The following is a 22,413-nucleotide window of genomic DNA, read 5'->3' on the forward strand; positions in this document are numbered from 1 at the left end:
GCTTACCGGGCCAGTGAATGACATGCGGAATCCCCCTACTCTCAGATTCATTCTCTGCCGACCAGCATCACTTTGCCGGTGCGCCTCCATCTTTCGATCTTTGAATCCCATCACAATCACCACACGGATCTTTTCCCTTTTTGGCGGCAGCCGCTAAATTAGTAACTCATCCGACCACATAACAATAATTTTACATACTGGACACGATTATGAGCTATCCGTCGCTGTTTGCTCCGCTTAACCTGGGTTTTACCACCCTGAAAAATCGGGTACTAATGGGCTCAATGCATACCGGACTGGAGGAGCGTCCCGACGGTGCAGAGAGGCTGGCAGCATTTTATGCGGAACGGGCGCGCCACGGCGTGGCGCTGATTGTCACCGGCGGCGTAGCGCCCTGCCACTCCGGCGTGACGATGGAAGGCGCGGCGGTATTAATCAATGTTAGCCAGCTGGCGCAGCACCGGCTGATAACCGATGCGGTACATCATGAAGGCGGTAAAATTGCCCTGCAAATCCTGCATACCGGGCGCTACAGCTATCAACCACAGCTGGTTGCCCCCTCCCCGCTTCAGGCGCCCATCAACCGCTTTACGCCGCGTGAATTAACTCACGGCGAGATACTGACGCTGATAGACGATTTTGCCCGCTGTGCGGCGCTGGCGCGTGAAGCCGGTTATGACGGCGTTGAGATAATGGGTTCCGAAGGTTACTTAATTAACGAATTCCTGACGGCGCGAACTAACCAGCGTGATGACGAATGGGGTGGCGATTACACTCGCCGCATGCGTTTTGCGATTGAGATTGTGCGTGCCGTACGTGCACGTATCGGTGATGACTTTATTATTATTTACCGCCTGTCGATGCTCGATCTGGTTGAAAACGGCGGCATGCTGGCGGAAACCATTGCGCTGGCGCAGGCGATTGAAGCGGCGGGCGCAACGCTTATCAATAGCGGGATCGGCTGGCATGAAGCCCGTATCCCCACCATTGCGACGCCCGTGCCGCGCGGTGCGTTTAGTTGGGTGACGCGTAAGCTTAAAGGTCAGGTGACGATCCCGCTGATCGCCACTAACCGGATTAACGATCCGCAGGTCGCAGAAGAGATCCTCTCGCGTGGCGATGCGGATATGGTTTCTATGGCCCGTCCGTTCCTGGCCGATGCGGAAATTCTTTCAAAAGCCGAAAGCGGGCGGGCAGATGAAATTAACACCTGTATCGGCTGTAATCAGGCCTGCCTGGATCAGATTTTCGCCGGCAAAGTGACCTCCTGCCTGGTCAATCCCCGGGCCTGCCACGAAACAAAAATGCCCGTCACGCCGGCGATTAAAAAGAAAAATCTGGCGGTTATCGGTGCCGGTCCGGCGGGCCTTGCTTTCGCCATTAATGCCGCTGCACGCGGCCACAGCGGGACGCTTTTTGATGCCCAGGCGGAGATCGGTGGACAGTTTACTGTCGCCAGGCAGATCCCCGGCAAAGAGGAGTTTTATGAAACGCTGCGCTATTACCGGCGAATGATTGACGTCACCGGCGTGGCCCTTCAACTCAATCACTTTGTTAGCGCAGATCAGCTACATCTTTTTGATGAGGTGATCATGGCCTGCGGCATCGAACCTCGACTACCGCTGATTAACGGTATTGATCATCCGAAAGTGCTGACCTATCTCGACGTACTGCGTGATAAAACCCCGGTTGGCGCGCGGGTAGCCATCATCGGCTGCGGCGGTATCGGTTTTGACACTGCGATGTACCTGAGCCAGCCCGGCGATCCCACCAGCCAGAATATAGCTGAATTCTGTGTCGAATGGGGTATCGATACCAGCCTGAATCAACCCGGCGGCCTGCGTCCTGAAGGCCCGCAACTGCCGAAAAGCCCGCGGCGAATCGTGATGCTTCAGCGCAAAGCCAGTAAGCCTGGCGACGGTCTGGGGAAAACCACAGGCTGGATCCACCGGGCCACGCTGCTGTCCCGCGGCGTGGAAATGATCCCGGCGGTCAGCTATCAAAAGATCGACGACGCCGGATTACATATTCTGATCGGCGGCGAACCGCAGGTACTGGACGTGGATCATGTGGTGATCTGTGCCGGACAGGAGCCACGGCGCGATCTGGCCGGGGCATTACGCGCGGCAGGGAAGACGGTACATTTGATTGGCGGTTGTGACGTGGCGCTGGAACTGGATGCCCGACGCGCGATTACGCAGGGCACCCGGTTAGCGCTGGCAATTTAGCGGCGGCGGCCCAGTTTCACTGCCTTCAGCACTACAAACTTGCTGTTGGTGGCGATAGTCTCGCAGTTGCCGAAAATCTTCTTCAGCTTGTGGAAGTAGTCGAGGTGACGGTTCGCCACAATATACAGCTCGCCGTTAATTTTCAGGCAGCGGCGTGCATGATGAAACATCTCCCACGCGATGTTATCCGTCAGCGCATGCTGCTGATGGAAAGGCGGGTTGCACAGTACGGCGTTAAAACGGAACGGCTCAACGCCTGAAAGCGCGTTGTTGATCATAAATTCGCAGCGATCTAATGCCTCAGGCATATTGGTTTCGACGTTGAGACGACTTGAGGCCACTGCCATCGGAGATTCATCAACAAACACCACCGTGGCTTCAGGGTTCTTATCCAGCAGCGTCAGGCCAATCACGCCGTTACCGCAGCCTAAATCAACGATTTCGCCTTCCAGATTACCCGGCAGATGTTCCATAAAGAAACGTGCGCCGATATCCAGCCCGGTACGGGAGAACACGTTAGCATGGTTGTGGATGGTCCACGGTGTCCCTTCCAGCGCCCAGCTCAGAGTTTGTGGCGCGTCAGCTAACGCCGGTGCGGTAAACGTACACTGAATAAGGCGCGCTTTTTTCCACGCCAGCGTGGTTTTGGTCGGCCCAAGAATTTTTTCGAACAGCGCCAGCGTGGAGTTATGAATATCCCGCGCTTTCGCCCCGGCGATGATCCGCGTTTCAGCGGTTGCCACCTCACGCAGGGCACGGAGCTGCTGTTCCAGCAACGCCAGTGTTTTTGGAATTTTAATCAGCACCACGCCCGGCGTCTGCGGGTATGGCGCCGTGCTGTCGAGAAAGGTGACGTCGCCTTCTGCAAGCTCGTTATGGCGTAAATTTTCACGCGTGCCCAGCTCGCTTAAATAAGAGTCACCAATGCTGTACGGCTTATGTTCAGCCAGCGCACAGCTTAATGCACCGAACGTGTCGTTAAAAATCAGGACCGGGCCGGTGATGGCGGTATCGTCCAACTGTTGCAGCAGATACTCATCCGCCGCTTCCCACGCCTGTAGCGGGTTAACGTCATCCGTTTCAGGGAAACGTTTAAGATCCAGTGAACGGAAACCGTTGTCTATGTGGCTCATCGGCCCTCCAGAATGGTAAAATTTCGGTGTTATCCCTAAAAGGGTGCGTGAGTATACTCTTTTTTACCGTCAGCGTGGGGCATCAATGAGCAATCTTAACTATCTACAGGGCTATCCGGAACACCTGCTTTCTCAGGTTCGCACGCTGATTGCTGAACAGCGGCTCGGCGACGTGCTGCAAAAGCGCTATCCGGGTACGCACGATATCACCACCGATAAGGCTCTCTGGCAGTATACGCAGGATCTGAAAAGTCAGTTTCTGCGTAACGGCGCGCCGATTAATAAAGTGATGTATGACAATAAGATCCACGTGTTGAAAAACGCGCTGGGCCTGCATACCGCGATTTCACGCGTCCAGGGTGGCAAGCTGAAAGCTAAAGCTGAAATTCGCGTCGCAACGGTATTTCGCAGTGCGCCAGAACCGTTTCTGCGGATGATCGTTGTGCATGAACTGGCGCACCTGAAAGAGAAAGAACATAGCAAAGCGTTTTATCAGCTCTGCTGCCATATGGAGCCGCAGTATCACCAGCTCGAGTTTGATACCCGACTGTGGCTGACGCATCTGGCCCAGGGATGAGTCCGAAAGCAGAATCGTTTTCCATCTTGTGCGTGTATTTTGTTTATTCCGGTTTATGCTCTGTCATCACTCGTCACAAGGAATGAACAATGCAGGTTAAACGGATATTCACAGCATTATTTCATCTTATTTTTAATCGCTATGTTTTCATCCTGCTGTTACTGGCGATTATCGCAGGGGCAGGACTGATCCTCTATGCAGGCCATACCATCACGGCAGCTTCGCAAGGCCGGCTATACCATAGTCTGGACGATCTGCCGGTACGCAAAGTGGCTTTGGTACTCGGCGCAAAACCGGGTAATCGTTACTTCAACCGGCGTATTGACGCGGCGGCGGAGCTTTATCAGGCGGGAAAGGTCACGTGGCTTCTGGTCAGCGGTGACAACGGCAACGCGCATTACGATGAACCTTCCGCCATGCGCAAGGCGTTGATCGCTCGCGGCGTTCCGTCAGATGCGATTTATTGCGATTATGCCGGTTTTTCCACGCTGGATTCCGTCGTACGTACGCAAAAAGTCTTTGGTGAAAACCGTTTTACCATCGTTTCTCAGGCCTTTCATAATCAGCGAGCGATTTGGCTGGCGCAGCAGTACGGTATTGATGCCATCGGCTTTAACGCGGAAGATTTATCCGGTAAGCACGGCCGCTATACGCAAATTCGGGAAAAACTGGCGCGGGTGAGCGCGGTGCTGGACGCCAGGATCCTGCACCGCCAGCCTAAATACCTTGGCCCACTGGTGACGCTCAGGGCCAATGGTAAAAGCGGCTGTCCTGTACAGTAAAGCGCGACCTGCATAACGTTATACACGCCAGAGCGCTGGTTTTGTCATGACGCCATGCTACATTGGCAGCACGTTCATTTAACGGAGTAGACACGCATCTATGATACGCTTCGCAGTCATTGGCACAAACTGGATCACCCGTCAGTTTGTCGATGCCGCCCATGAAACCGGTAAATACACCTTAACCGCCGTTTACTCACGCAGCCTTGAGCAGGCCCGGCATTTCGCCAGCGATTATCCGGTAGAGCATCTCTTTACCTCGCTCGAAGATATGGCCAGCAGCGACGCGTTTGACGCCGTGTATATCGCCAGTCCTAATTCTCTGCATTTTCCGCAAACGCGTCTGTTTCTCAGCCATAAAAAACATGTGATTTGTGAGAAACCGCTGGCATCAAACCTGCGAGAGGTTGAAGAGGCTATCGCGCTGGCGCGTGAAAATCAGGTCGTGCTGTTTGAAGCGTTTAAAACCGCCAGCCTGCCAAACTTTCTGCTGCTACAGCAAACCCTGCCGAAATTAGGCAAAATCCGCAAAGCGTTTATTAATTATTGCCAGTACTCTTCCCGCTACCAGCGCTATCTGGACGGGGAAAATCCGAACACTTTTAATCCGGCATTTTCTAACGGCTCGATTATGGATATCGGTTTTTACTGTCTGGCATCAGCAGTGGCATTATGGGGCGAGCCGCACAGCGTTCAGGCCTCTGCTGGCCTGCTGGCAAGCGGCGTGGATGCCCACGGTACGGTAGTATTACACTACGGCGATTTTGACGTCACGCTGCATCACTCGAAAGTCAGCGACTCAGTGCTGGCAAGTGAAATTCAGGGTGAGGATGGCTCGCTGGTGATTGAAAAAATTTCCGAGTGCCAGAACCTGGCCCTGGTGCCGCGCGGCGGAAAAGCACAGGATCTGACTCAACCTCAGCATATTAATACCATGCTGTATGAAGCCAACGTCTTTGCGCGGCTGGTAGAAACCGGCGAAGTTAATCATCCGGGGCTGGCAGTCAGTCGTACGACGGCCAAATTGCAGACTGAAATCCGCCGCCAGATCGGTGTGGTTTTCCCGGCAGATGATATAAGCGCCCAGGCCCTCGCGTAAAACTGTGTAAAAGCATGGTTTCAGGACATTGACCCGATGAATGCCCTGTCATACTTTGTTACCTGCAAAGGGGAGTAACTTCATAACTGCCGGTAGATCGTCATTACGATGTGGATAACACTGCATCCGGTCGCCGGGCAACACCATCGACGTTGATGTCTGCCGGGTAGCGAAACGCTATCCGCCACGCTACAGCATAGAGAAGTGTTGTAAGTGAGACCTTGCCGGAAGGCGAGGTCTATGCATAAACACGTAGCGGCTGACGTCTTCTGACCTCAGCCGTTTTGTTTTTTATGCGTAAGGAGTGGCTCTATGAATACTGTCGGCACACCACTATTGTGGGGCGGATTTGCGGTTGTCGTCGTGATTATGCTGGCTATCGATCTCCTGCTCCAGGGGCGTCGCGGCTCGCATACCATGAGCATGAAGCAGGCCGCCGTCTGGTCTCTGGTCTGGGTCAGTCTCTCCCTTATCTTTAACGCAGCTTTCTGGTGGTATCTTACTACCACCCAGGGGCGCGCCGTTGCCGATCCTCAGGCACTGGCTTTTCTCACCGGTTATCTGATTGAAAAAGCGCTGGCCGTAGATAACGTTTTTGTCTGGCTGATGCTATTTAGCTACTTTGCGGTTCCCGCCGCGTTACAGCGTCGCGTGCTGATCTATGGCGTTTTGGGGGCGATCGTGCTCAGAACAATCATGATCTTCGCGGGTAGCTGGCTTATCACCCAGTTTGAATGGCTACTATATGTGTTCGGCGCGTTCCTGCTGTTTACCGGCGTGAAGATGGCGCTGGCAAAAGAAGATGAAGGCGGCATCGGCGACAAACCGGTGGTGCGCTGGCTGCGCAGCCATTTACGCATGACGGATAAAATCGAAAGCGAGCATTTTTTCATTCGCAAAAACGGTGTGCTGTTTGCGACGCCGCTGCTGCTGGTGCTGATTCTGGTGGAACTGAGCGACGTAATTTTCGCGGTAGACAGTATTCCGGCTATCTTTGCGGTGACTACCGATCCGTTTATCGTTTTGACTTCAAACCTGTTTGCGATCCTCGGTCTGCGTGCGATGTACTTCCTGCTGGCGGGTGTTGCAGAGCGTTTCTCAATGCTCAAATACGGCTTGTCGATTATCCTGGTGTTTATCGGTATTAAGATGCTGATCGTGGATTTTTACCATATTCCGATCGCCATCTCGCTCGGCATTGTATTTGGTATTCTGGTCGCCACACTGCTAATTAACCTGTGGGTGAACCATCAGAACGACAAGAAGCGGCGGGCGTAGCCCATCTTTTATTCGCCTTAACAGGTGAAAGCCCGCGAGCGTTCGCTGCGCGGGCATTCTGCTTAACATGTCACAAAATAGTTAATTTTAAGTTAAAGAATATGAGCAGAGCGTAAAATCCAGCATATTTTGCTTTTCGCACTCCTTTTGTTACCTGATACTCACTCAGGCAAACACTTTGTAACATCCTGAAAGATGCGTCATCAGAACGCACTACGGATGAGCAACAACACAATGAAAGGATCATGAAATGACAACACAACGCACACCGGGGCTATTTCGGCGTCTGGCTGGAGGCAGTCTGGTTAAACAAATTTTAGTCGGCCTGGTGCTGGGGATTTTAATAGCCTGGATTTCAACGCCGGCGGCGATTGCCGTGGGATTGCTGGGCACGCTGTTCGTTGGCGCACTTAAGGCCGTCGCGCCCTTGCTGGTGTTAATGCTGGTTATGGCGTCTATCGCTAACCATCAGCACGGGCAAAAAACCACCATTCGTCCGATTTTATTTCTCTATCTGCTGGGTACCTTCTCCGCCGCGCTGGCAGCAGTTGTTTTCAGTTTTGCCTTCCCGTCTACCCTGCACCTGACCAGCAGCGCTAATGATATTGTGCCGCCATCCGGCATTATTGAGGTTTTGCGCGGTCTGCTGTTAAGCATGGTAGCCAACCCAATTGATGCTCTGCTTAATGCCAACTATATCGGTATTCTGGTCTGGGCCGTCGGTCTGGGCTTTGCTCTGCGCCACGGGAACGACACCACTAAAAATCTGGTTAACGATATGTCCCATGCGGTGACCTTTATGGTGAGACTGGTGATCCGTTTTGCCCCGATCGGCATTTTTGGTTTGGTCGCGTCAACGCTGGCAACGACCGGTTTTGCCACTCTATGGGGCTATGCGCAGCTGCTGGTCGTGCTGATCGGCTGTATGTTGCTGGTTGCGCTGGTGATTAACCCTCTACTGGTGTGGTGGAAAATACGTCGTAACCCGTTCCCGCTGGTATTCACCTGCCTGCGTGAAAGTGGTGTTTACGCGTTCTTCACCCGCAGCTCCGCGGCCAATATTCCGGTGAATATGGCGCTGTGTGAAAAATTGAATCTGGACAAAAACACTTATTCGGTTTCCATTCCGCTGGGCGCGACCATCAATATGGCTGGTGCGGCAATTACGATTACCGTACTGACCCTGGCAGCCGTAAACACGCTGGGCATTCCGGTGGATTTACCAACGGCGCTTTTATTAAGCGTGGTTGCCTCTCTGTGCGCCTGTGGTGCATCCGGTGTGGCAGGCGGCTCGCTGCTGCTTATCCCGCTGGCATGCAACATGTTTGGCATTCCGAACGATATCGCCATGCAGGTCGTGGCAGTAGGCTTTATCATCGGCGTATTACAGGACTCTTGTGAGACGGCCCTCAACTCCTCTACCGACGTGCTGTTTACCGCAGCTGCCTGTCAGGCTGAAGATGACCGACTGGCGCACAACGCGCTACGCAACTAAGCATTACGCCCCTCGGCTAGCGGGCTGAGGGGTTCTCTTCCTGTACTGCTTTCTCAATTTTAAACGGGTCAATACCGCGGCGCTGCATACGCCAGAAACGAATGATATTCAGGCCGTTCATCAGTAAAAAACTGCCCTCAATCAACGTGCCGCCAATTGAACCCAGCCAGAAGTTATGCGCTACCCAGCACACGGTTGAGCACCACATGACGCAGCGTGTGGTCAATCCCCTACAGCGAAACAGCGCCCAGGTACTGACGGTAGTGCCAATAATCGGCAGCAGTTCCATGGCGTGATCCAGTTTGCTCAGGCCAAGCACCAGCGTCAAAACGATAAAAACGCTCATCACCCACAATCTGCGCGTGCGCAGAGAAATCACGGTACGAATGGCATTGAGTTCCGCACTCATGCCCGCAGGCCATGCTCCCATCAGGAAAAAATGCAGTCCGATAACGGCGCTATAGACGGCCAGCTGAAGTTTGAAACGTCGCTCGTCGCGATTAATGAAGGTTGTGATCCCAATCAGAAAGGCAACAACACCCACTCCCTGGGCCAGCCAGTATGCAGTCATGCTTGATCCTTAGCGTGCAGTACAAATAGAAACGGCGCTTCATTATATGAAACGCCGTTTTAAAATTACAATGGCAACGTTACAGCGTTACGCCACTTTTGAAAATCGCCAGCTCGCGGAAATCATTCAGTTCATTACAGGATTTTTTACCGCTGGCAATGTCCACGATGACATCAACAAACTCGCTCAGTAACTGCGGCATGGGTTTACCGTGAATCAGCTGTCCGGCATCAAAATCGATCCAGCTTTTCTTCTTCGCGGCCAGCTCGCTGTTAGTGGCAATTTTCACCGTCGGGACGAAACCGCCGTAAGGCGTGCCGCGCCCGGTACTGAACAGCACCATGTGGCAACCTGCTCCGGCCAGCGCGCTGGTGGCGACGGCATCATTGCCTGGCGCGCTCAGCAGGTTCAGACCCGGCGTTTTCAGGCGCTCGCCGTAACGTAATACGTCAACCACCTGACTGGAACCGGCTTTCTGCGTACACCCTAACGATTTATCTTCAAGCGTCGTGATGCCACCGGCTTTGTTACCCGGCGACGGGTTCTCATAAATCGGCTGATTATGCGCAATGAAGTACTGTTTGAAATCGTTGACCATGGTTACCAGCTTTTCAAACGTTTCTTCATCGCGGCAGTGGCTCATTAACAACTGTTCAGCGCCAAACATTTCCGGGACTTCAGTCAGTACGGTCGTCCCACCGTTGGCAATCACATAATCAGAAAAGCGACCGAGCATCGGGTTCGCGGTGATCCCGGAGAGCCCGTCTGAACCGCCGCACTCAAGACCAAATTTCAGCTCGCCCAGTCTGCCCGGCTCACGCTTATCATGACGCATCACGTTGTACAGCTGGTGTAAATGCTCAAGTCCGGCTTCGATTTCATCGTCCTGATGTTGCAGAACCATAAAGTGAACGCGCTCGGGATCGAAATCGCCCAGCGTCTCCCGGAACGCATCGACCTGGTTGTTTTCACAACCCAGACCAATCACCAGCACCGCCCCCGCATTGGGATGACGGACCATATTTTGCAGCATGGTACGGGTGTTGATGTGATCGTCGCCAAGCTGTGAACATCCAAAGGTGTGGCTGAAGAGGAAGACACCATCGGTGCCTTCCGCATCGTTGGTTTCCTTCAGGAAACGATTCTGGATCTGGCGGGCGATGCCGTTGACGCAGCCAACGGTTGGCAGGATCCACAGCTCGTTACGTACGCCAACGTCACCATTGGCGCGGCGATAGAGCTGCACTTCACGATCCGCAGGCTGTACTTCTTCAGCCTGAAATTCAGGTTGATAGCTATACTCGTCCAGATCGCTGAGGTTAGTGCGCGTGTTGTGGGCATGGATATGTTCCCCTGGCGCAATATCCGTCAGCGCATGACCAATAGGCAGACCATATTTTGTGACGTTTTCCCCTTTCGCAATGGCGCAAAGCGCGAACTTATGCCCGCGCACTACGTCCTGACGCAGTTCGACGGTCTGACCCTCAACGGTCACTTGCGTACCGATGGCGAGATCGGCCAGCGCGACGGCAACGTTGTCCTGCGAATGGATCTTAATGTATTGCATATCAACCAACCTCGAGGCTTAGTTCAGTTCAATGGCGAAGTAATCACGCGCATTGTTAAAGCAGATATTTTTTACCATCTCGCCCAGCAGTTGGATGTCGGCCGGCGCTTCGCCCGCTTCAACCCAACGGCCAATCATCTGGCACAGAATGCGACGGAAATATTCGTGACGCGTGTAGGAGAGGAAGCTGCGACTGTCGGTCAGCATACCGACGAAGCGACTTAACAGGCCAAGTTGCGCCAGCTGAGTCATCTGACGTTCCATGCCGTCTTTCTGATCGTTAAACCACCAGCCGGAACCGAATTGCATTTTGCCCGGCATCCCTTCGCCCTGGAAGTTACCAATCATGGTGCCCAGCACTTCGTTATCACGCGGGTTCAGACAGTACAGAATGGTTTTCGGCAGCAGATTCTGCTCGTTCTGCTTGCTCAGCAGTTTGGATAACTCTTCTGCCAGCGGGCGATCGTTGATGGAGTCGAAACCGACGTCCGGCCCCAGCAATTTAAACTGACGCTGGTTGTTATTACGCAGAGCACCAATGTGGTACTGCTGTACCCAGCCGCGACGCGCGTATTCTGCGCCGAGGAAAACCAGCACGGCGGTTTTGAACTGGGCCACTTCTTGCTCATTCAGGCTCTCACCCGCGAGACGACGCGCCAGAATACTGTCCAGTTCAGCATCGCTGGCTTCAGCAAACAGCACGACGTCCAGCGCGTGATCGGAGACTTTACAGCCGTGAGCGGCAAAGTGATCCAGACGTTTGGTCAGCGCGGTTTGCAGATCGGTAAAACGGCGGATATCGGTGTCAGAAACTTCACCCAGTTTTGCCATATAGTCGTTAAACGTCGCCTGCTCAATGTTGAACGCCTTATCCGGTCGCCAGCTCGGCAGTACTTTAACGGTGAAACTGGTATCTTTCGCCACGCTGGCATGATGCTCCAGAGAGTCGATCGGATCGTCAGTCGTCCCTACCATTTTCACATTCATCTGCTGCATGATCCCACGGGCAGAGAAGCGATCCTGCGCCAGCAGTTCATTACCACGCTCCCAGATCTCATCCGCAGTCGAGGGCGAAAGTAGCTTACCTGTAATACCAAACGGACGACGAAGCTCCAGGTGGGTCCAGTGGTATAACGGGTTACCAATGGTATGCGGAACAGTAGCCGCCCACGCATCAAACTTCTCACGATCGCTGGCATCGCCGGTACACAGGCGTTCGGCCACGCCGTTGGTGCGCATGGCGCGCCATTTGTAATGATCGCCTTTCAGCCAGATGTCATACAAGTTTTTGAAGCGGTAATCTTCAGCGATCTGCTGCGGCGGTAAATGGCAGTGGAAATCGAAAATAGGCTGGTCTTTCGCGTAATCATGATAGAGACGGCGGGCAAATTCGGTATCCAGCAGGAAATCTTCAGTCATAAACGGGGTCATTTCATCTTCCTCTCAGAGAGTGCGTCTGATGCATATGGTCAATGCTGACAAAGTTATCACACCAATTTCTACAGTCCGAGCATATTTTCGTGAGATAGATCAATAATAAATAATAAAAAAACTACCCACTATAGAGTAAATGGTTATTAAGATATTGTTAAATAACAGATTTACGCTAAAAAACAATACCCATACAAATATTCACACTTTTGTGACGGCTCTCACCTTTTAAAGTTGTATGACAAGTTATCTTTTCCGCCGTTCCAAAGATAGTTTCAATGAATGCATTTTTGATGAACGTGTTCATCAGATTTACCGGTATGGACGCCGATGACTTATGAAGTCTTTACATAGCAAGGAGTAGGTCGTAACGGTTTATACGTCGTTACGCCCCTCCGTTACTAGCACATCCCCTGACAATGGCTGAGATGTGACCGCGTCAAACGCGGACATACCATAACGAAGAGGTTTTAAATGCGTAAAATTAAAGGTTTACGTTGGTATATGATTGCCCTGGTGACAATGGGCACCGTGCTGGGCTACCTGACCCGTAATACCGTGGCCGCCGCTGCCCCGACACTGATGGAAGAGCTGAATATTTCCACTCAGCAGTACTCTTACATTATCGCGGCGTATTCAGCAGCGTATACCGTCATGCAGCCGGTTGCCGGTTATGTCCTGGACATTCTGGGCACCAAAATTGGCTATGCGTTCTTCGCCATCGCCTGGGCTGTGTTCTGCGGTGCAACGGCACTGGCCGGTAGCTGGGGCGGTCTGGCTCTGGCCCGTGGTGCTGTAGGCGCAGCGGAAGCCGCAATGATCCCTGCGGGACTGAAAGCCAGCTCCGAATGGTTTCCGGCAAAAGAACGTTCGATTGCCGTGGGCTACTTTAACGTTGGCTCGTCCATCGGTGCGATGATTGCTCCGCCGCTGGTGGTGTGGGCTATCGTGATGCATAGCTGGCAGATGGCGTTTATTATCTCTGGTGTCCTGAGCTTTGTGTGGGCGATTGCCTGGCTGATCTTCTACAAACACCCGCGCGATCAGAAAAAATTAACCGAAGAAGAACGCGACTATATTATTGGCGGTCAGGAAGCACAGCATCAGACCAACAACGGCAAAAAAATGACTGTCTGGCAGATCCTGGGCACCCGTCAGTTCTGGGGTATCGCGCTGCCACGTTTCCTGGCAGAACCGGCGTGGGGAACATTCAACGCGTGGATCCCGCTGTTCATGTTTAAAGTGTATGGCTTTAACCTGAAAGAAATCGCCATGTTCGCCTGGATGCCAATGCTGTTTGCCGACCTCGGCTGTATCGTTGGGGGCTACCTGCCGCCACTGTTCCAGCGCTGGTTCGGGGTGAATCTGATCGTATCGCGTAAAATGGTTGTCACCATGGGCGCACTGCTGATGATTGGCCCAGGCATGATTGGTCTGTTTACCAGCCCATACGTGGCCATTGGCCTGCTGTGCATCGGCGGCTTTGCTCACCAGTCTCTGTCTGGTGCGCTGATTACACTTTCTTCCGACGTTTTTGGTCGTAATGAAGTGGCGACCGCGAACGGTCTGACCGGTATGGCAGCCTGGATGGCAAGTACCATGTTTGCCCTGGTGGTTGGTGCGCTGGCGGATACCATCGGCTTTAGCCCACTGTTCGCAGTGCTGGCGGTGTTTGATGTGTTGGGTGCTATCGTTATCTGGACGGTACTGAAAAATCAGCCGGCCGCAGAGATTGTTCAGGCCCCACCGAGTAAAGATCCGGCGACGCAGAGCTAACGTTCCCGTCTCCCGATGTAAACCAGAAAAGCCGCCTGTTACAGGGCGGCTTTTTTGTCTGTCGGTGGTGCCAGGATGCCAAAAGTGGTATAACAAATAAAGGTGCCTTATTCCGTCCGGAGCACAAATGGAAATTACCGAAACACGTCGTTTATACCAGCAGCTTGCCGCCGATCTTAAGCAGCGCATTGAGCAAGGTGTCTATTTAGTGGGAGATAAACTGCCCGCCGAGCGTTTTATTGCCGATGAAAAAAATGTCAGCCGCACCGTCGTCCGTGAGGCCATTATTATGCTGGAGGTTGAAGGCTACGTTGAGGTCCGTAAAGGTTCCGGTATCCACGTTATTTCGAATCAGGCAAAGCACCATCATCTTCCGGACGAAACGAAAGAGTTTGCCAACTACGGTCCGTTTGAACTGTTACAGGCCCGTCAGCTTATCGAGAGTAATATTGCCGAGTTTGCCGCCACTCAGGTGACCAAGCAGGACATCATGAAGCTGATGGAAATTCAGGAGATGGCGCGTAAAGAGAAGTGCTTCCGCGATTCTGAATGGGATCTCCAGTTCCATGTGCAGGTGGCGCTGGCGACACAAAACACCGCGCTGGCCGCCATCGTCGAGAAAATGTGGACGCAGCGAGTGCATAACCCGTACTGGAAAAAACTGCACGACCATATTGATTTGCGCACGGTTGATAACTGGTGCGACGATCACGACCAAATTCTTAAAGCGCTCATCCGTAAAGATCCACATGCGGCAAAACTGGCTATGTGGCAGCATCTCGAGAACACAAAGCAAATGTTGTTCAACGAAACCAGCGACGACTTTGAGTTTAACGCCGATCGCTATCTTTTTGCCGAAAACCCGGTAGTTCATCTTGATACCGCCGTCGGCAGCGTAAAATAAAGCCCTCTCCGCGCAGGTCGTCAATGGCCTGCGGCACCCTTTTCCGGTAAGCAAATCGCATATTGTGTCAGAGAGTGTAAAACTCCTCGCCTCAAACCTTTCCAGGCAGCAAAATCGACTTTTAACGCACTGTAATTACTGTGACGAAATTCCGGACCTTTGTTACAATTAGATGCATTTGCAATTTTAGTGAGTGAGTTATTGCTCACCTCGCTCTACGACAGGGAATCGTCAGAACGGGTTTGCCGCGACCATGCTTACCATAATTAAAAGTCGCCCTGTAGTTAAACCGCGTTCCGTCGCGACGTTAACCGATGTACCAGGAATATTGAATGGAACTTTTTACTCAATTGATGCAAGCCCTCTGGAGCCAGGATTATGACACGCTGGCGAATCCTTCCATGATTGGGATGCTCTATTTCGTCTTATTTATGATCCTTTTCCTCGAAAATGGATTACTTCCGGCTGCGTTTTTACCGGGCGACAGCCTGCTGGTTCTGGTCGGTGTCCTGATTGCCAAAGGCGCAATGGGCTACCCACAAACGATTATTCTGCTGACGATGGCAGCCAGTCTCGGCTGCTGGCTCAGTTATATTCAGGGCCGCTGGCTGGGTAATACCCGGCTGGTGCAAAAGTGGCTTTCACATCTGCCTGCGCACTATCATCAGCGGGCGCATCATCTTTTCCATAAACACGGGCTTTCGGCACTGCTGATTGGCCGCTTTATCGCCTTTGTGCGTACGCTACTGCCCACCATTGCCGGGCTTTCCGGTTTAAGCAGCGCCCGTTTCCAGTTTTTCAACTGGGTGAGCGGCCTGTTATGGGTACTTATTTTGACGACGCTGGGCTATCTGTTGGGCAAAACGCCGGTGTTTCTTAAGTACGAAGAAAAGCTGATGTCCTGCCTGATGCTGCTCCCTGTCGTATTACTGGTCGTTGGTCTGGTTGGCTCACTGGTGGTTCTGTGGAGAAAGAAACATCGTGAGGTTGAGGACAAATAATGGCAATTAACCCCACAATACTGCGTCGAATCAGTTGGTCTTTTGGCGCATTGATTCTGTTTGTCTGTCTGTTTTATGCAGCTGTTACGCTACAGCACCACGAATCCACGCTGGCTATCAGCCCGTCAAGCGAGGGCGTCAGCGTTCCCGACGGGTTCTCGGTCTGGCACCAGCTTGATGCAAACGGTATCCGCTTTAAAAGCATTACGCCACATGCAGATACCCTGCTCATCAAGTTCGATTCCAGCGATCAAAGTGCAGCAGCAAAAGAGGTTCTCGACCGCTCGCTTCCGCACGGGTACATCATTGCCCAGCAGGATGAAGACGAACAGGCCATCATGTGGCTTACCCGATTGCGCGATACGTCACGCCGATTAGGCTAGTTTCTTCCAGCATTCTGAATCTTTTAACTTATTTTTGTGATTTCTCGTTTACTTACTATCCTTAAGTATGCGCAGGGCAATCACCTTTTATTCGCCTGGACGCGCAGGCACAGTCCCTATGCGCCGCAACATAATGGAAGCTTTCATTTATGAAATACTGCATCGTTACCGCTTTTGCTCTTTTATCAATCAGTGCAGGTGCCTGGGCACAGACACCGTGTCAGGAAAAAGAGCAGGATATACAGCGTGAAATAAGCTACGCCGAAAAGCATCACAATCAGAGTCGTATTAACGGCCTGAAAAAAGCCCTCAGCGAAGTTAAAGATCACTGTAGTGACAGCCAATTGCGTGCCGATCATCAGAAAAAAATTGCCGATCAGAAAGAAGAAGTTGCTGAACGACAGGACGATCTGAAAGAAGCCAGACAAAAAGGCGATGCGGAAAAAGTAACGAAACGCGAGAATAAACTCAAGGAAGCGCAGGACGAACTGAAAGCGCTGGAATCGCGGGATTATTGAGTTTACGGAAATATAACTTACTCACCTGGAGAGAACATTTATGTCTAAAGACAACAATACAGATCATCTGCGCGCCGAGTTGAAATCCCTTACGGATACGCTGGAAGAAGTGCTGAGTTCTTCAGGCGACAAATCAAAAGAAGAAATGAGCAAATTGCGCAGCAAAGCGGAACGTGCGCTGAAAGACAGCCGCAGAAGTCTGGGTGAGACCGGTGATGCACTGGCTAAACAGACCCGCGTTGCCGCTGAACGTACCGACGAGTACGTTCGCGAAAATCCGTGGGCAAGCGTGGGCATCGGTGCCGCCATTGGCGTGGTACTGGGTGTTCTCGTGGCGCGTCGATAATTATGGCTGATTATCGTCAAGCACAGGGGCCCGGAAAAAGCGTGCTGGGGATCGGGCAGCGGATCGTCTCAATCATTATCGAGATGGTGGAAACGCGGCTTAGGCTGGCGGTAGTTGAACTGGAAGAAGAGAAAGCGAATCTCTTCCAGCTCTTGCTGCTGCTGGGACTGACCATGCTTTTCGCCGCCTTTGGCCTGATGAGTCTGATGGTATTAATCATTTGGGCTGTCGATCCGCAATATCGGTTGAATGTCATGATTGGCACAACGGCCGTTCTTTTGCTGCTGGCTGTAACGGGTGGCATCTGGACGCTGGTTAAAGCGCGCCGCACGACATTTTTACGTCACACCCGTCAGGAACTGGCCAACGACCGTTCCTTACTGGAGGAGGATAAGTCTTGAGTAGCAAGCTTGAACGCCAACAGCGTAAAGCCTGGCTGCTCAGTCAGATCCAACAGCAGCGGCTGGATTTATCGTCCAGCCGTCGCGACTGGCTGGACGTGACCGGGGGATACGACCGGGGCTGGAATACGCTACTTAACCTCCGCGCCTGGGCGCTGGTCGGCAGTAGCGTCATGGCCGTCTGGGGCGTGCGCAATCCCAGCTTCTTAGTACGCTGGGGTAAACGCGGTTTCGGCATGTGGAGCGCATGGCGTCTGATGCAGACGACTATACGCAACCAGCGCCTGCGCTAATTCCTGTCTGCAAAACAAGCTCGCCTGCGGCAACGCACGCGGGCTTTTTTTACCTCTCAAGCTTTTACTCATATTTTTTGATGAAGATTGACAGTTTTCCTTGCTAACAATTGTTATCCCTCCCGTTTATGATTCTCTCTATCGACAGCAACATCGCGAACACCGCCTGTGCCGCTGGCTAACAACACTATTGACCGCATATGGTTACCCGGAGAGAAAAATGAAAAAATTAGAAGATGTTGGTATTTTGGTTGCGCGTATCCTGATGCCAATCCTGTTTATTTATGCAGGCTGGGGTAAAATTACGGGCTACGCCGGTACTCAGCAATACATGGAAGCGATGGGCGTGCCGGGGTTTTTCCTGCCGCTGACCATTTTGCTGGAGTTTGGCGGCGGTCTGGCCATTCTGTTTGGTTTCCTGACCCGCACTACCGCCTTGTTTACCGCAGGCTTTACTCTGCTGACCGCGTTTATCTTTCATAATAACTTTGCGGAAGGCGTGAACTCGCTGATGTTTATGAAAAACCTGACCATTGCAGGTGGCTACCTGCTGCTGGCAATCACCGGTCCTGGGGCACTGAGTATCGACCGCCTGCTGAATAAAAAATGGTAAGCGCTCTATAATAAGTAAACATGCCGCTGACCATTAACGTTGGCGGCGTGTCTTAGAATGCCGGGTGGTACGTTACCTGCCAGGCTTCTCCTGTTTTTATACCGGGCAGGCTCCAGGCCGCTTTTAACGATATGAAGGTGAACATGGGACAACTTGTAGACGGTGTCTGGCAAGATACCTGGTATGACACGAAATCGACCGGGGGAAAATTTAAACGCTCCACTTCCGCTTATCGCAACTGGCTTACTGCCGACGGCGCACCGGGTCCCTCGGGAGAAGGCGGTTTTGCCGCGGAAAAAGATCGCTACCATCTGTATGTTTCTCTCGCCTGCCCGTGGGCGCACCGCACGCTGATCGTTCGTAAACTTAAGGGGCTGGAGAAGTTTATTCCTGTCTCCGTTGTTCATCCGCTGATGCTGGAAAATGGCTGGACCTTTGGCGATGATTTCCCCGACGCAACCGGCGATATGCTGTATCAACATGATTTTCTCTATCAGCTCTATCTCCATGCCGATCCGCATTACTCCGGGCGAGTAACTATTCCGATACTGTGGGATAAAAAAAATCAGACTATCGTCAGCAATGAATCGTCAGAGATCATCCGCATGTTTAACACCGCGTTTGATGCGCTGGGAGCCAGAGCGGGTGATTACTATCCGGCGGCACTGCGTGAGCAGATCGATGAGCTGAACAGTTGGATCTATGACGATCTCAATAACGGCGTCTATAAAGCGGGTTTTGCCACCAGCCAGCAGGCGTATGACGAGGCGGTGGAAAAGGTTTTTACTTCCCTGAGCCGTCTGGAGCAGATCCTCGGCCAGCATCGATACCTGACCGGCGACCAGCTGACCGAGGCAGATATTCGTTTGTGGACCACCCTAATACGCTTTGATCCGGTCTACGTAACGCATTTCAAATGCGATAAACACCGGATTAGCGATTTCCTTAATCTTTACGGTTTTCTGCGCGATCTTTATCAAACGCCAGGAGTTGCGGAAACAGTGAATTTCGCACATATCCGTCATCATTATTATTGCAGCCACAAAATGGTTAACCCGACGGGTATTATTTCCATCGGGCCATGGCAGGATCTGGATGAGCCTCACGGACGCGATGCCCGTTTCGCATAACGTATCTGTCAGCGCGGCGATAGTTGGTCGCCGCGCACAGCTGGCTTAAGCTCGAGCCAGCCTTTGAACCTCCGCCCAGACACCCTCATCAGCCGGAATGCCCTCCGCTCTGTGTCGCGCCCGGCGGCTGACTTCGCGTTCTCCCGGATAGAACACGTCACCATTATCATCGGCAGGCTCTGACGATTTGACATAATCAGCAATGCTGGCGGCCAGGTCTTCGCTGAAGGCTTTACCGCCGAAGTGTTGAGGATCAAAGATCATAAAGACCTGACTTGCGCCGGTACAGCTCCCCTGCTGGATCTTATCAATTTCATTGGTTGGCGCGCCGGCGGTCAGAAACGCGGCCATAGCGTCCAGTAAAATGGCCATACCGGACCCTTTCCAGTAGCCGGTCGGCAGGATACGCATCGACTCCTCAATCAGCCCAGGCTCATCGGTCAGGTTACCGTTTTTATCGAACCCGCCGGGAAACGGCAATTTCTCTCCGTTCAGACGGGTGACCTGCAGTTTGCCATAGGCATATTGTGACATCGCCATATCAAGGATTAGCGCGCCCTCTTCTTTCATCGGGACCGCCATCACGTACGGATTATTCCCCAGCCGGGTATTCTTCGCTCCCCAGGCGGGCATACAGGATTCGGTATTGGTCCAGCAAATCGTCGCAAACCCTTGTTTAGCGGCGCGCCAGCCATAGGTTCCTCCGCGCATCCAGTGTGAAGTATTACGCATTCCGACCAGCCCAATCCCCTGCTCTCTGGCCAGTTCCATGGCCCGGTCAACTGCAAACAGCGCGTTGATGATGCCGATGCCACGCTGCCCGTCATATACTTCAATACTCCCTGACGATTTCACCCGCACCGGTTCGGCATTGATATTGATCCACCCCTTTTGCACATAATCGACAAACCTGGCGACCCGGTTGAGGCCGTGCGAAAAAATGCCGTCGCAGCTGGTTTCAGTATGGATTTGCGCGCAGGTATCAGCCTGCGTTTCGGACAGCCCTGCGTTCAGGAAAGCCTGTTTAACGGTCTGCTTCATTTCGTCGAAAGGAACTAATGGCATAGTCGATCCTTATGTACCGGGTGGATTTTTCGCCATGCCAGCGTCTGCAATAAAACGTGTCATGACCCTGAAAGATGAGATCGTATGACACCAGGCTACCGCCGCATTAACTACCATACAAGTATATATAAGCTAAAATACGTTTTACTTCACAAAATTAGCCTCGAAGAAAGCAGCCTTTCAGCGCTACGGGTCGTTATGCCGGTAAGCCTGATTCAGTCCGGGCCTCTGCCCCTGCCCCGTTGAGCCTCCCGGACACGACTCATCATTCATCTAAATAGTTTCACCATTTCCATAAAAACGATTAATATTACATTAGTGCTTATAAAACAAACGATTGATAGCTAATTGAGGGTTGAAATGGACTGGTATCTGAAAGCGCTAAAGAATTACATTGGTTTTGGCGGCCGGGCACGGCGGAAAGAGTACTGGATGTTCGTGCTGGTCAATATCATTCTTACTTTTGTGCTGGGCATACTCGACAAGCTGCTGGGCTGGCAGCGCGCCGGCGGTGAGGGCGTGTTGACCACGCTTTACGGGATCCTGATTTTTTTACCGTGGTGGGCGCTCCAGTTCCGTCGGCTGCATGATACTGACCGTTCGGCATGGTGGCTGCTACTGCTGCTTATCCCGCTGGTCGGCTGGCTGGTAATCCTGGTTTTCAACTGCCAGGACGGGACGAAAGGCAATAACCGTTTCGGACCTGATCCAAAACGTACTGTCGAGTAGTTACCAGGCTCCTTCTGATGAAGGAGCCTTCTTATTTTTATCTGACCGTCTTTCAAGCAATGCTATCATGAACCCCCATTAGCGGGATCCTGCTGCCAGTCATATTACCTGACGGCCCATAAATAATTTCGGGATCTCACGCAGGCACCACGCCTTCGCTTCTCCCATACTGTCGCGTCGCCAGGCCATAATAATATCAATTTCGCTGGTATATTCAGGACTGACCACGCGCAAGCGACCTTCAGCAATATCGTTTTCTACCAGCGCATACGGCATCGTGGCAACACCCAGCCCCGCCAGTAAGGCCTGCCGCTTATCTTCAATAGAACTCACGGTCAGACGCGGCTGCTTATCAAGAAGCTGTACCGTCAGTACCGGCCGCTCACGGGCGGTATCCGCAACCGCAATGCCGCGATATTTCACCCGCGTTACTTCTGATAACGGTTCCGCTTCACTGTGGATCGGGTGATCCGGTGCGGCAACATAGACATTGAGCACCTTATAGAGTTTGCGTGAGTTAATTTCAGATGAGGAGCGGAAATGCATATCCGGCGCAATCACAATATCGGCGCGCCCCTGTTCAAGACGTTCCCATGCGCCAGCCAGCACTTCGGTAATAATAGAGAGCTGGGTAGTGGATTTTGTCGCCAGCTTATCTACCAGCGGGAAGATGTCGCGCGTGGGGACCAGCGCCTCAGTGACCAGCGTCAGATGCGTTTCCCAGCCGCGTGCCAGCGCTTCGGCATCGGTTGTTAGCTTATCGGCGGCTTCCAGCAGAACGCGGCCGCGTTCAAGCAACATTCGCCCCACGTTGGTAAATTTGGTACGGTGGCCGGAGCGGTCGAACAGGATCACATCCAGTTCTTCCTCCAGTTTTTGCATGGTATAGCTCAGGGCCGAGGGAACACGCCCCAGTTCATCGGCGGCGGCGGCAAAGCTCCCGCGGCGGTCGATGGCATCCATGACGCGCAGGGCTTCCAGGGTTAATGCTCTATCTTTGGCCATTTCGCTCTCGTTCAGGAAATTTGAACATACCGGGCAGAATATCTGGCTTACATTGAAGCGTCCATCGCTTTAACATTGTTTCAGTGTA

23 protein-coding genes are annotated in these 22,413 nt (G+C 52.6%); 17 read left to right on the top strand and 6 right to left on the bottom strand.

All coding sequences use genetic code 11. The features are described 5' to 3' along the window. Positions 1 to 209 precede the first annotated feature (209 nt). On the top strand, positions 210 to 2,228 hold the full coding sequence (locus tag AC791_RS02105) for an NADPH-dependent 2,4-dienoyl-CoA reductase (RefSeq protein ID WP_049838827.1): 2,019 nt from the start codon (positions 210 to 212) through the stop codon (positions 2,226 to 2,228). On the opposite strand, the gene rlmG is transcribed toward AC791_RS02105, so the two are convergent. Continuing rightward, positions 2,225 to 3,361, bottom strand: coding sequence for a 23S rRNA (guanine(1835)-N(2))-methyltransferase RlmG (rlmG, locus tag AC791_RS02110; protein ID WP_049838828.1), 1,137 nt, complete (start codon positions 3,359 to 3,361; stop codon positions 2,225 to 2,227). The genes AC791_RS02105 and rlmG overlap by 4 nt on opposite strands. Before the next feature lie 85 nt (positions 3,362 to 3,446). Between rlmG and AC791_RS02115 the strand changes: the two genes are divergently transcribed. The 5 genes from AC791_RS02115 to sstT all read left to right on the top strand — a co-directional run bounded on the left by AC791_RS02115 (position 3,447) and on the right by sstT (position 8,592). Beyond that, the gene (locus tag AC791_RS02115; RefSeq protein ID WP_049838829.1) at positions 3,447 to 3,938 is read left to right on the top strand and encodes a M48 family metallopeptidase; all 492 of its coding nucleotides are present in this window, start codon (positions 3,447 to 3,449) and stop codon (positions 3,936 to 3,938) included. Positions 3,939 to 4,027: 89 nt separating this feature from the next. Further along, positions 4,028 to 4,720, top strand: coding sequence for a SanA/YdcF family protein (locus tag AC791_RS02120; RefSeq protein WP_049838830.1), 693 nt, complete (start codon positions 4,028 to 4,030; stop codon positions 4,718 to 4,720). 100 nt (positions 4,721 to 4,820) lie between these two features. Beyond that, on the top strand, positions 4,821 to 5,819 hold the full coding sequence (locus AC791_RS02125; protein WP_049838831.1) for a Gfo/Idh/MocA family protein: 999 nt from the start codon (positions 4,821 to 4,823) through the stop codon (positions 5,817 to 5,819). A gap of 312 nt (positions 5,820 to 6,131) precedes the next feature. After that, positions 6,132 to 7,097: a TerC family protein gene (locus AC791_RS02130; protein ID WP_049838832.1), complete on the top strand. Its 966-nt coding sequence runs from the start codon at positions 6,132 to 6,134 to the stop codon at positions 7,095 to 7,097. Between the two features lie 250 nt (positions 7,098 to 7,347). Next, a complete protein-coding gene (sstT, locus tag AC791_RS02135) occupies positions 7,348 to 8,592 on the top strand; it encodes a serine/threonine transporter SstT (RefSeq protein WP_049838833.1) in 1,245 nt (414 codons plus the stop codon). A 16-nt stretch (positions 8,593 to 8,608) separates the two neighbouring features. Here sstT and AC791_RS02140 read toward each other — a convergent pair whose 3' ends face one another. The 3 genes from AC791_RS02140 to uxaC form a co-directional block, all read right to left on the bottom strand. After that, complete coding sequence (locus AC791_RS02140; protein WP_049838834.1) at positions 8,609 to 9,163, bottom strand: YgjV family protein; 555 nt, start codon at positions 9,161 to 9,163, stop codon at positions 8,609 to 8,611. A 79-nt stretch (positions 9,164 to 9,242) separates the two neighbouring features. Beyond that, positions 9,243 to 10,730 carry a UxaA family hydrolase gene (locus AC791_RS02145; RefSeq protein ID WP_049838835.1) on the bottom strand — a complete coding sequence of 496 codons (1,488 nt, stop codon included), beginning with the start codon at positions 10,728 to 10,730 and terminating at the stop codon, positions 9,243 to 9,245. An 18-nt stretch (positions 10,731 to 10,748) separates the two neighbouring features. Further along, positions 10,749 to 12,161 (bottom strand): glucuronate isomerase, encoded by a 1,413-nt coding sequence (gene uxaC, locus AC791_RS02150; protein WP_049838836.1) that lies wholly within the window; start codon positions 12,159 to 12,161, stop codon positions 10,749 to 10,751. A gap of 474 nt (positions 12,162 to 12,635) precedes the next feature. On the opposite strand from uxaC, the gene AC791_RS02155 reads away from it, so the two are divergent. The 10 genes from AC791_RS02155 (at position 12,636) to AC791_RS02200 (ending at position 19,526) form a co-directional block, all read left to right on the top strand. After that, entirely contained in the window at positions 12,636 to 13,937 is a 1,302-nt protein-coding gene (locus AC791_RS02155) for an MFS transporter (RefSeq protein WP_049838837.1), read from the top strand. A gap of 127 nt (positions 13,938 to 14,064) precedes the next feature. Further along, positions 14,065 to 14,841, top strand: coding sequence for a transcriptional regulator ExuR (gene exuR / locus AC791_RS02160; protein ID WP_049838838.1), 777 nt, complete (start codon positions 14,065 to 14,067; stop codon positions 14,839 to 14,841). A gap of 332 nt (positions 14,842 to 15,173) precedes the next feature. Continuing rightward, positions 15,174 to 15,842: a DedA family general envelope maintenance protein YqjA gene (gene yqjA, locus AC791_RS02165; RefSeq protein ID WP_049838839.1), complete on the top strand. Its 669-nt coding sequence runs from the start codon at positions 15,174 to 15,176 to the stop codon at positions 15,840 to 15,842. Continuing rightward, positions 15,842 to 16,225, top strand: coding sequence for an EnvZ/OmpR regulon moderator MzrA (gene mzrA / locus AC791_RS02170; protein ID WP_049838840.1), 384 nt, complete (start codon positions 15,842 to 15,844; stop codon positions 16,223 to 16,225). Before yqjA ends, mzrA begins: the two co-directional genes overlap by 1 nt. Before the next feature lie 149 nt (positions 16,226 to 16,374). Next, a complete protein-coding gene (locus AC791_RS02175) occupies positions 16,375 to 16,743 on the top strand; it encodes a DUF1090 domain-containing protein (protein WP_049838841.1) in 369 nt (122 codons plus the stop codon). Positions 16,744 to 16,783: 40 nt separating this feature from the next. After that, entirely contained in the window at positions 16,784 to 17,089 is a 306-nt protein-coding gene (locus AC791_RS02180; protein WP_049838842.1) for a DUF883 family protein, read from the top strand. A 2-nt stretch (positions 17,090 to 17,091) separates the two neighbouring features. Beyond that, positions 17,092 to 17,490 (top strand): phage holin family protein, encoded by a 399-nt coding sequence (locus AC791_RS02185; RefSeq protein WP_049838843.1) that lies wholly within the window; start codon positions 17,092 to 17,094, stop codon positions 17,488 to 17,490. Beyond that, positions 17,487 to 17,783, top strand: a complete 297-nt coding sequence (locus AC791_RS02190) for a YqjK-like family protein (RefSeq protein ID WP_049838844.1) — start codon at positions 17,487 to 17,489, stop codon at positions 17,781 to 17,783. The genes AC791_RS02185 and AC791_RS02190 overlap by 4 nt, the downstream gene beginning before the upstream one ends. 220 nt (positions 17,784 to 18,003) lie before the next feature. Further along, the gene (locus AC791_RS02195) at positions 18,004 to 18,396 is read left to right on the top strand and encodes a DoxX family protein (RefSeq protein WP_049838845.1); all 393 of its coding nucleotides are present in this window, start codon (positions 18,004 to 18,006) and stop codon (positions 18,394 to 18,396) included. A 143-nt stretch (positions 18,397 to 18,539) separates the two neighbouring features. Continuing rightward, positions 18,540 to 19,526: a glutathione S-transferase family protein gene (locus AC791_RS02200; RefSeq protein WP_049838846.1), complete on the top strand. Its 987-nt coding sequence runs from the start codon at positions 18,540 to 18,542 to the stop codon at positions 19,524 to 19,526. A 45-nt stretch (positions 19,527 to 19,571) separates the two neighbouring features. On the opposite strand, the gene yiaK is transcribed toward AC791_RS02200, so the two are convergent. Further along, the gene (gene yiaK, locus AC791_RS02205) at positions 19,572 to 20,591 is read right to left on the bottom strand and encodes a 3-dehydro-L-gulonate 2-dehydrogenase (protein ID WP_049838847.1); all 1,020 of its coding nucleotides are present in this window, start codon (positions 20,589 to 20,591) and stop codon (positions 19,572 to 19,574) included. Positions 20,592 to 20,951: 360 nt separating this feature from the next. On the opposite strand from yiaK, the gene AC791_RS02210 reads away from it, so the two are divergent. After that, positions 20,952 to 21,320: a DUF805 domain-containing protein gene (locus AC791_RS02210; RefSeq protein ID WP_049838848.1), complete on the top strand. Its 369-nt coding sequence runs from the start codon at positions 20,952 to 20,954 to the stop codon at positions 21,318 to 21,320. A 99-nt stretch (positions 21,321 to 21,419) separates the two neighbouring features. Here AC791_RS02210 and AC791_RS02215 read toward each other — a convergent pair whose 3' ends face one another. Then, on the bottom strand, positions 21,420 to 22,325 hold the full coding sequence (locus tag AC791_RS02215) for a LysR family transcriptional regulator (protein ID WP_049838849.1): 906 nt from the start codon (positions 22,323 to 22,325) through the stop codon (positions 21,420 to 21,422). Positions 22,326 to 22,413 lie beyond the last annotated feature (88 nt).

Source organism: Klebsiella sp. RIT-PI-d, assembly GCF_001187865.1.
GTDB lineage: Bacteria > Pseudomonadota > Gammaproteobacteria > Enterobacterales > Enterobacteriaceae > Superficieibacter.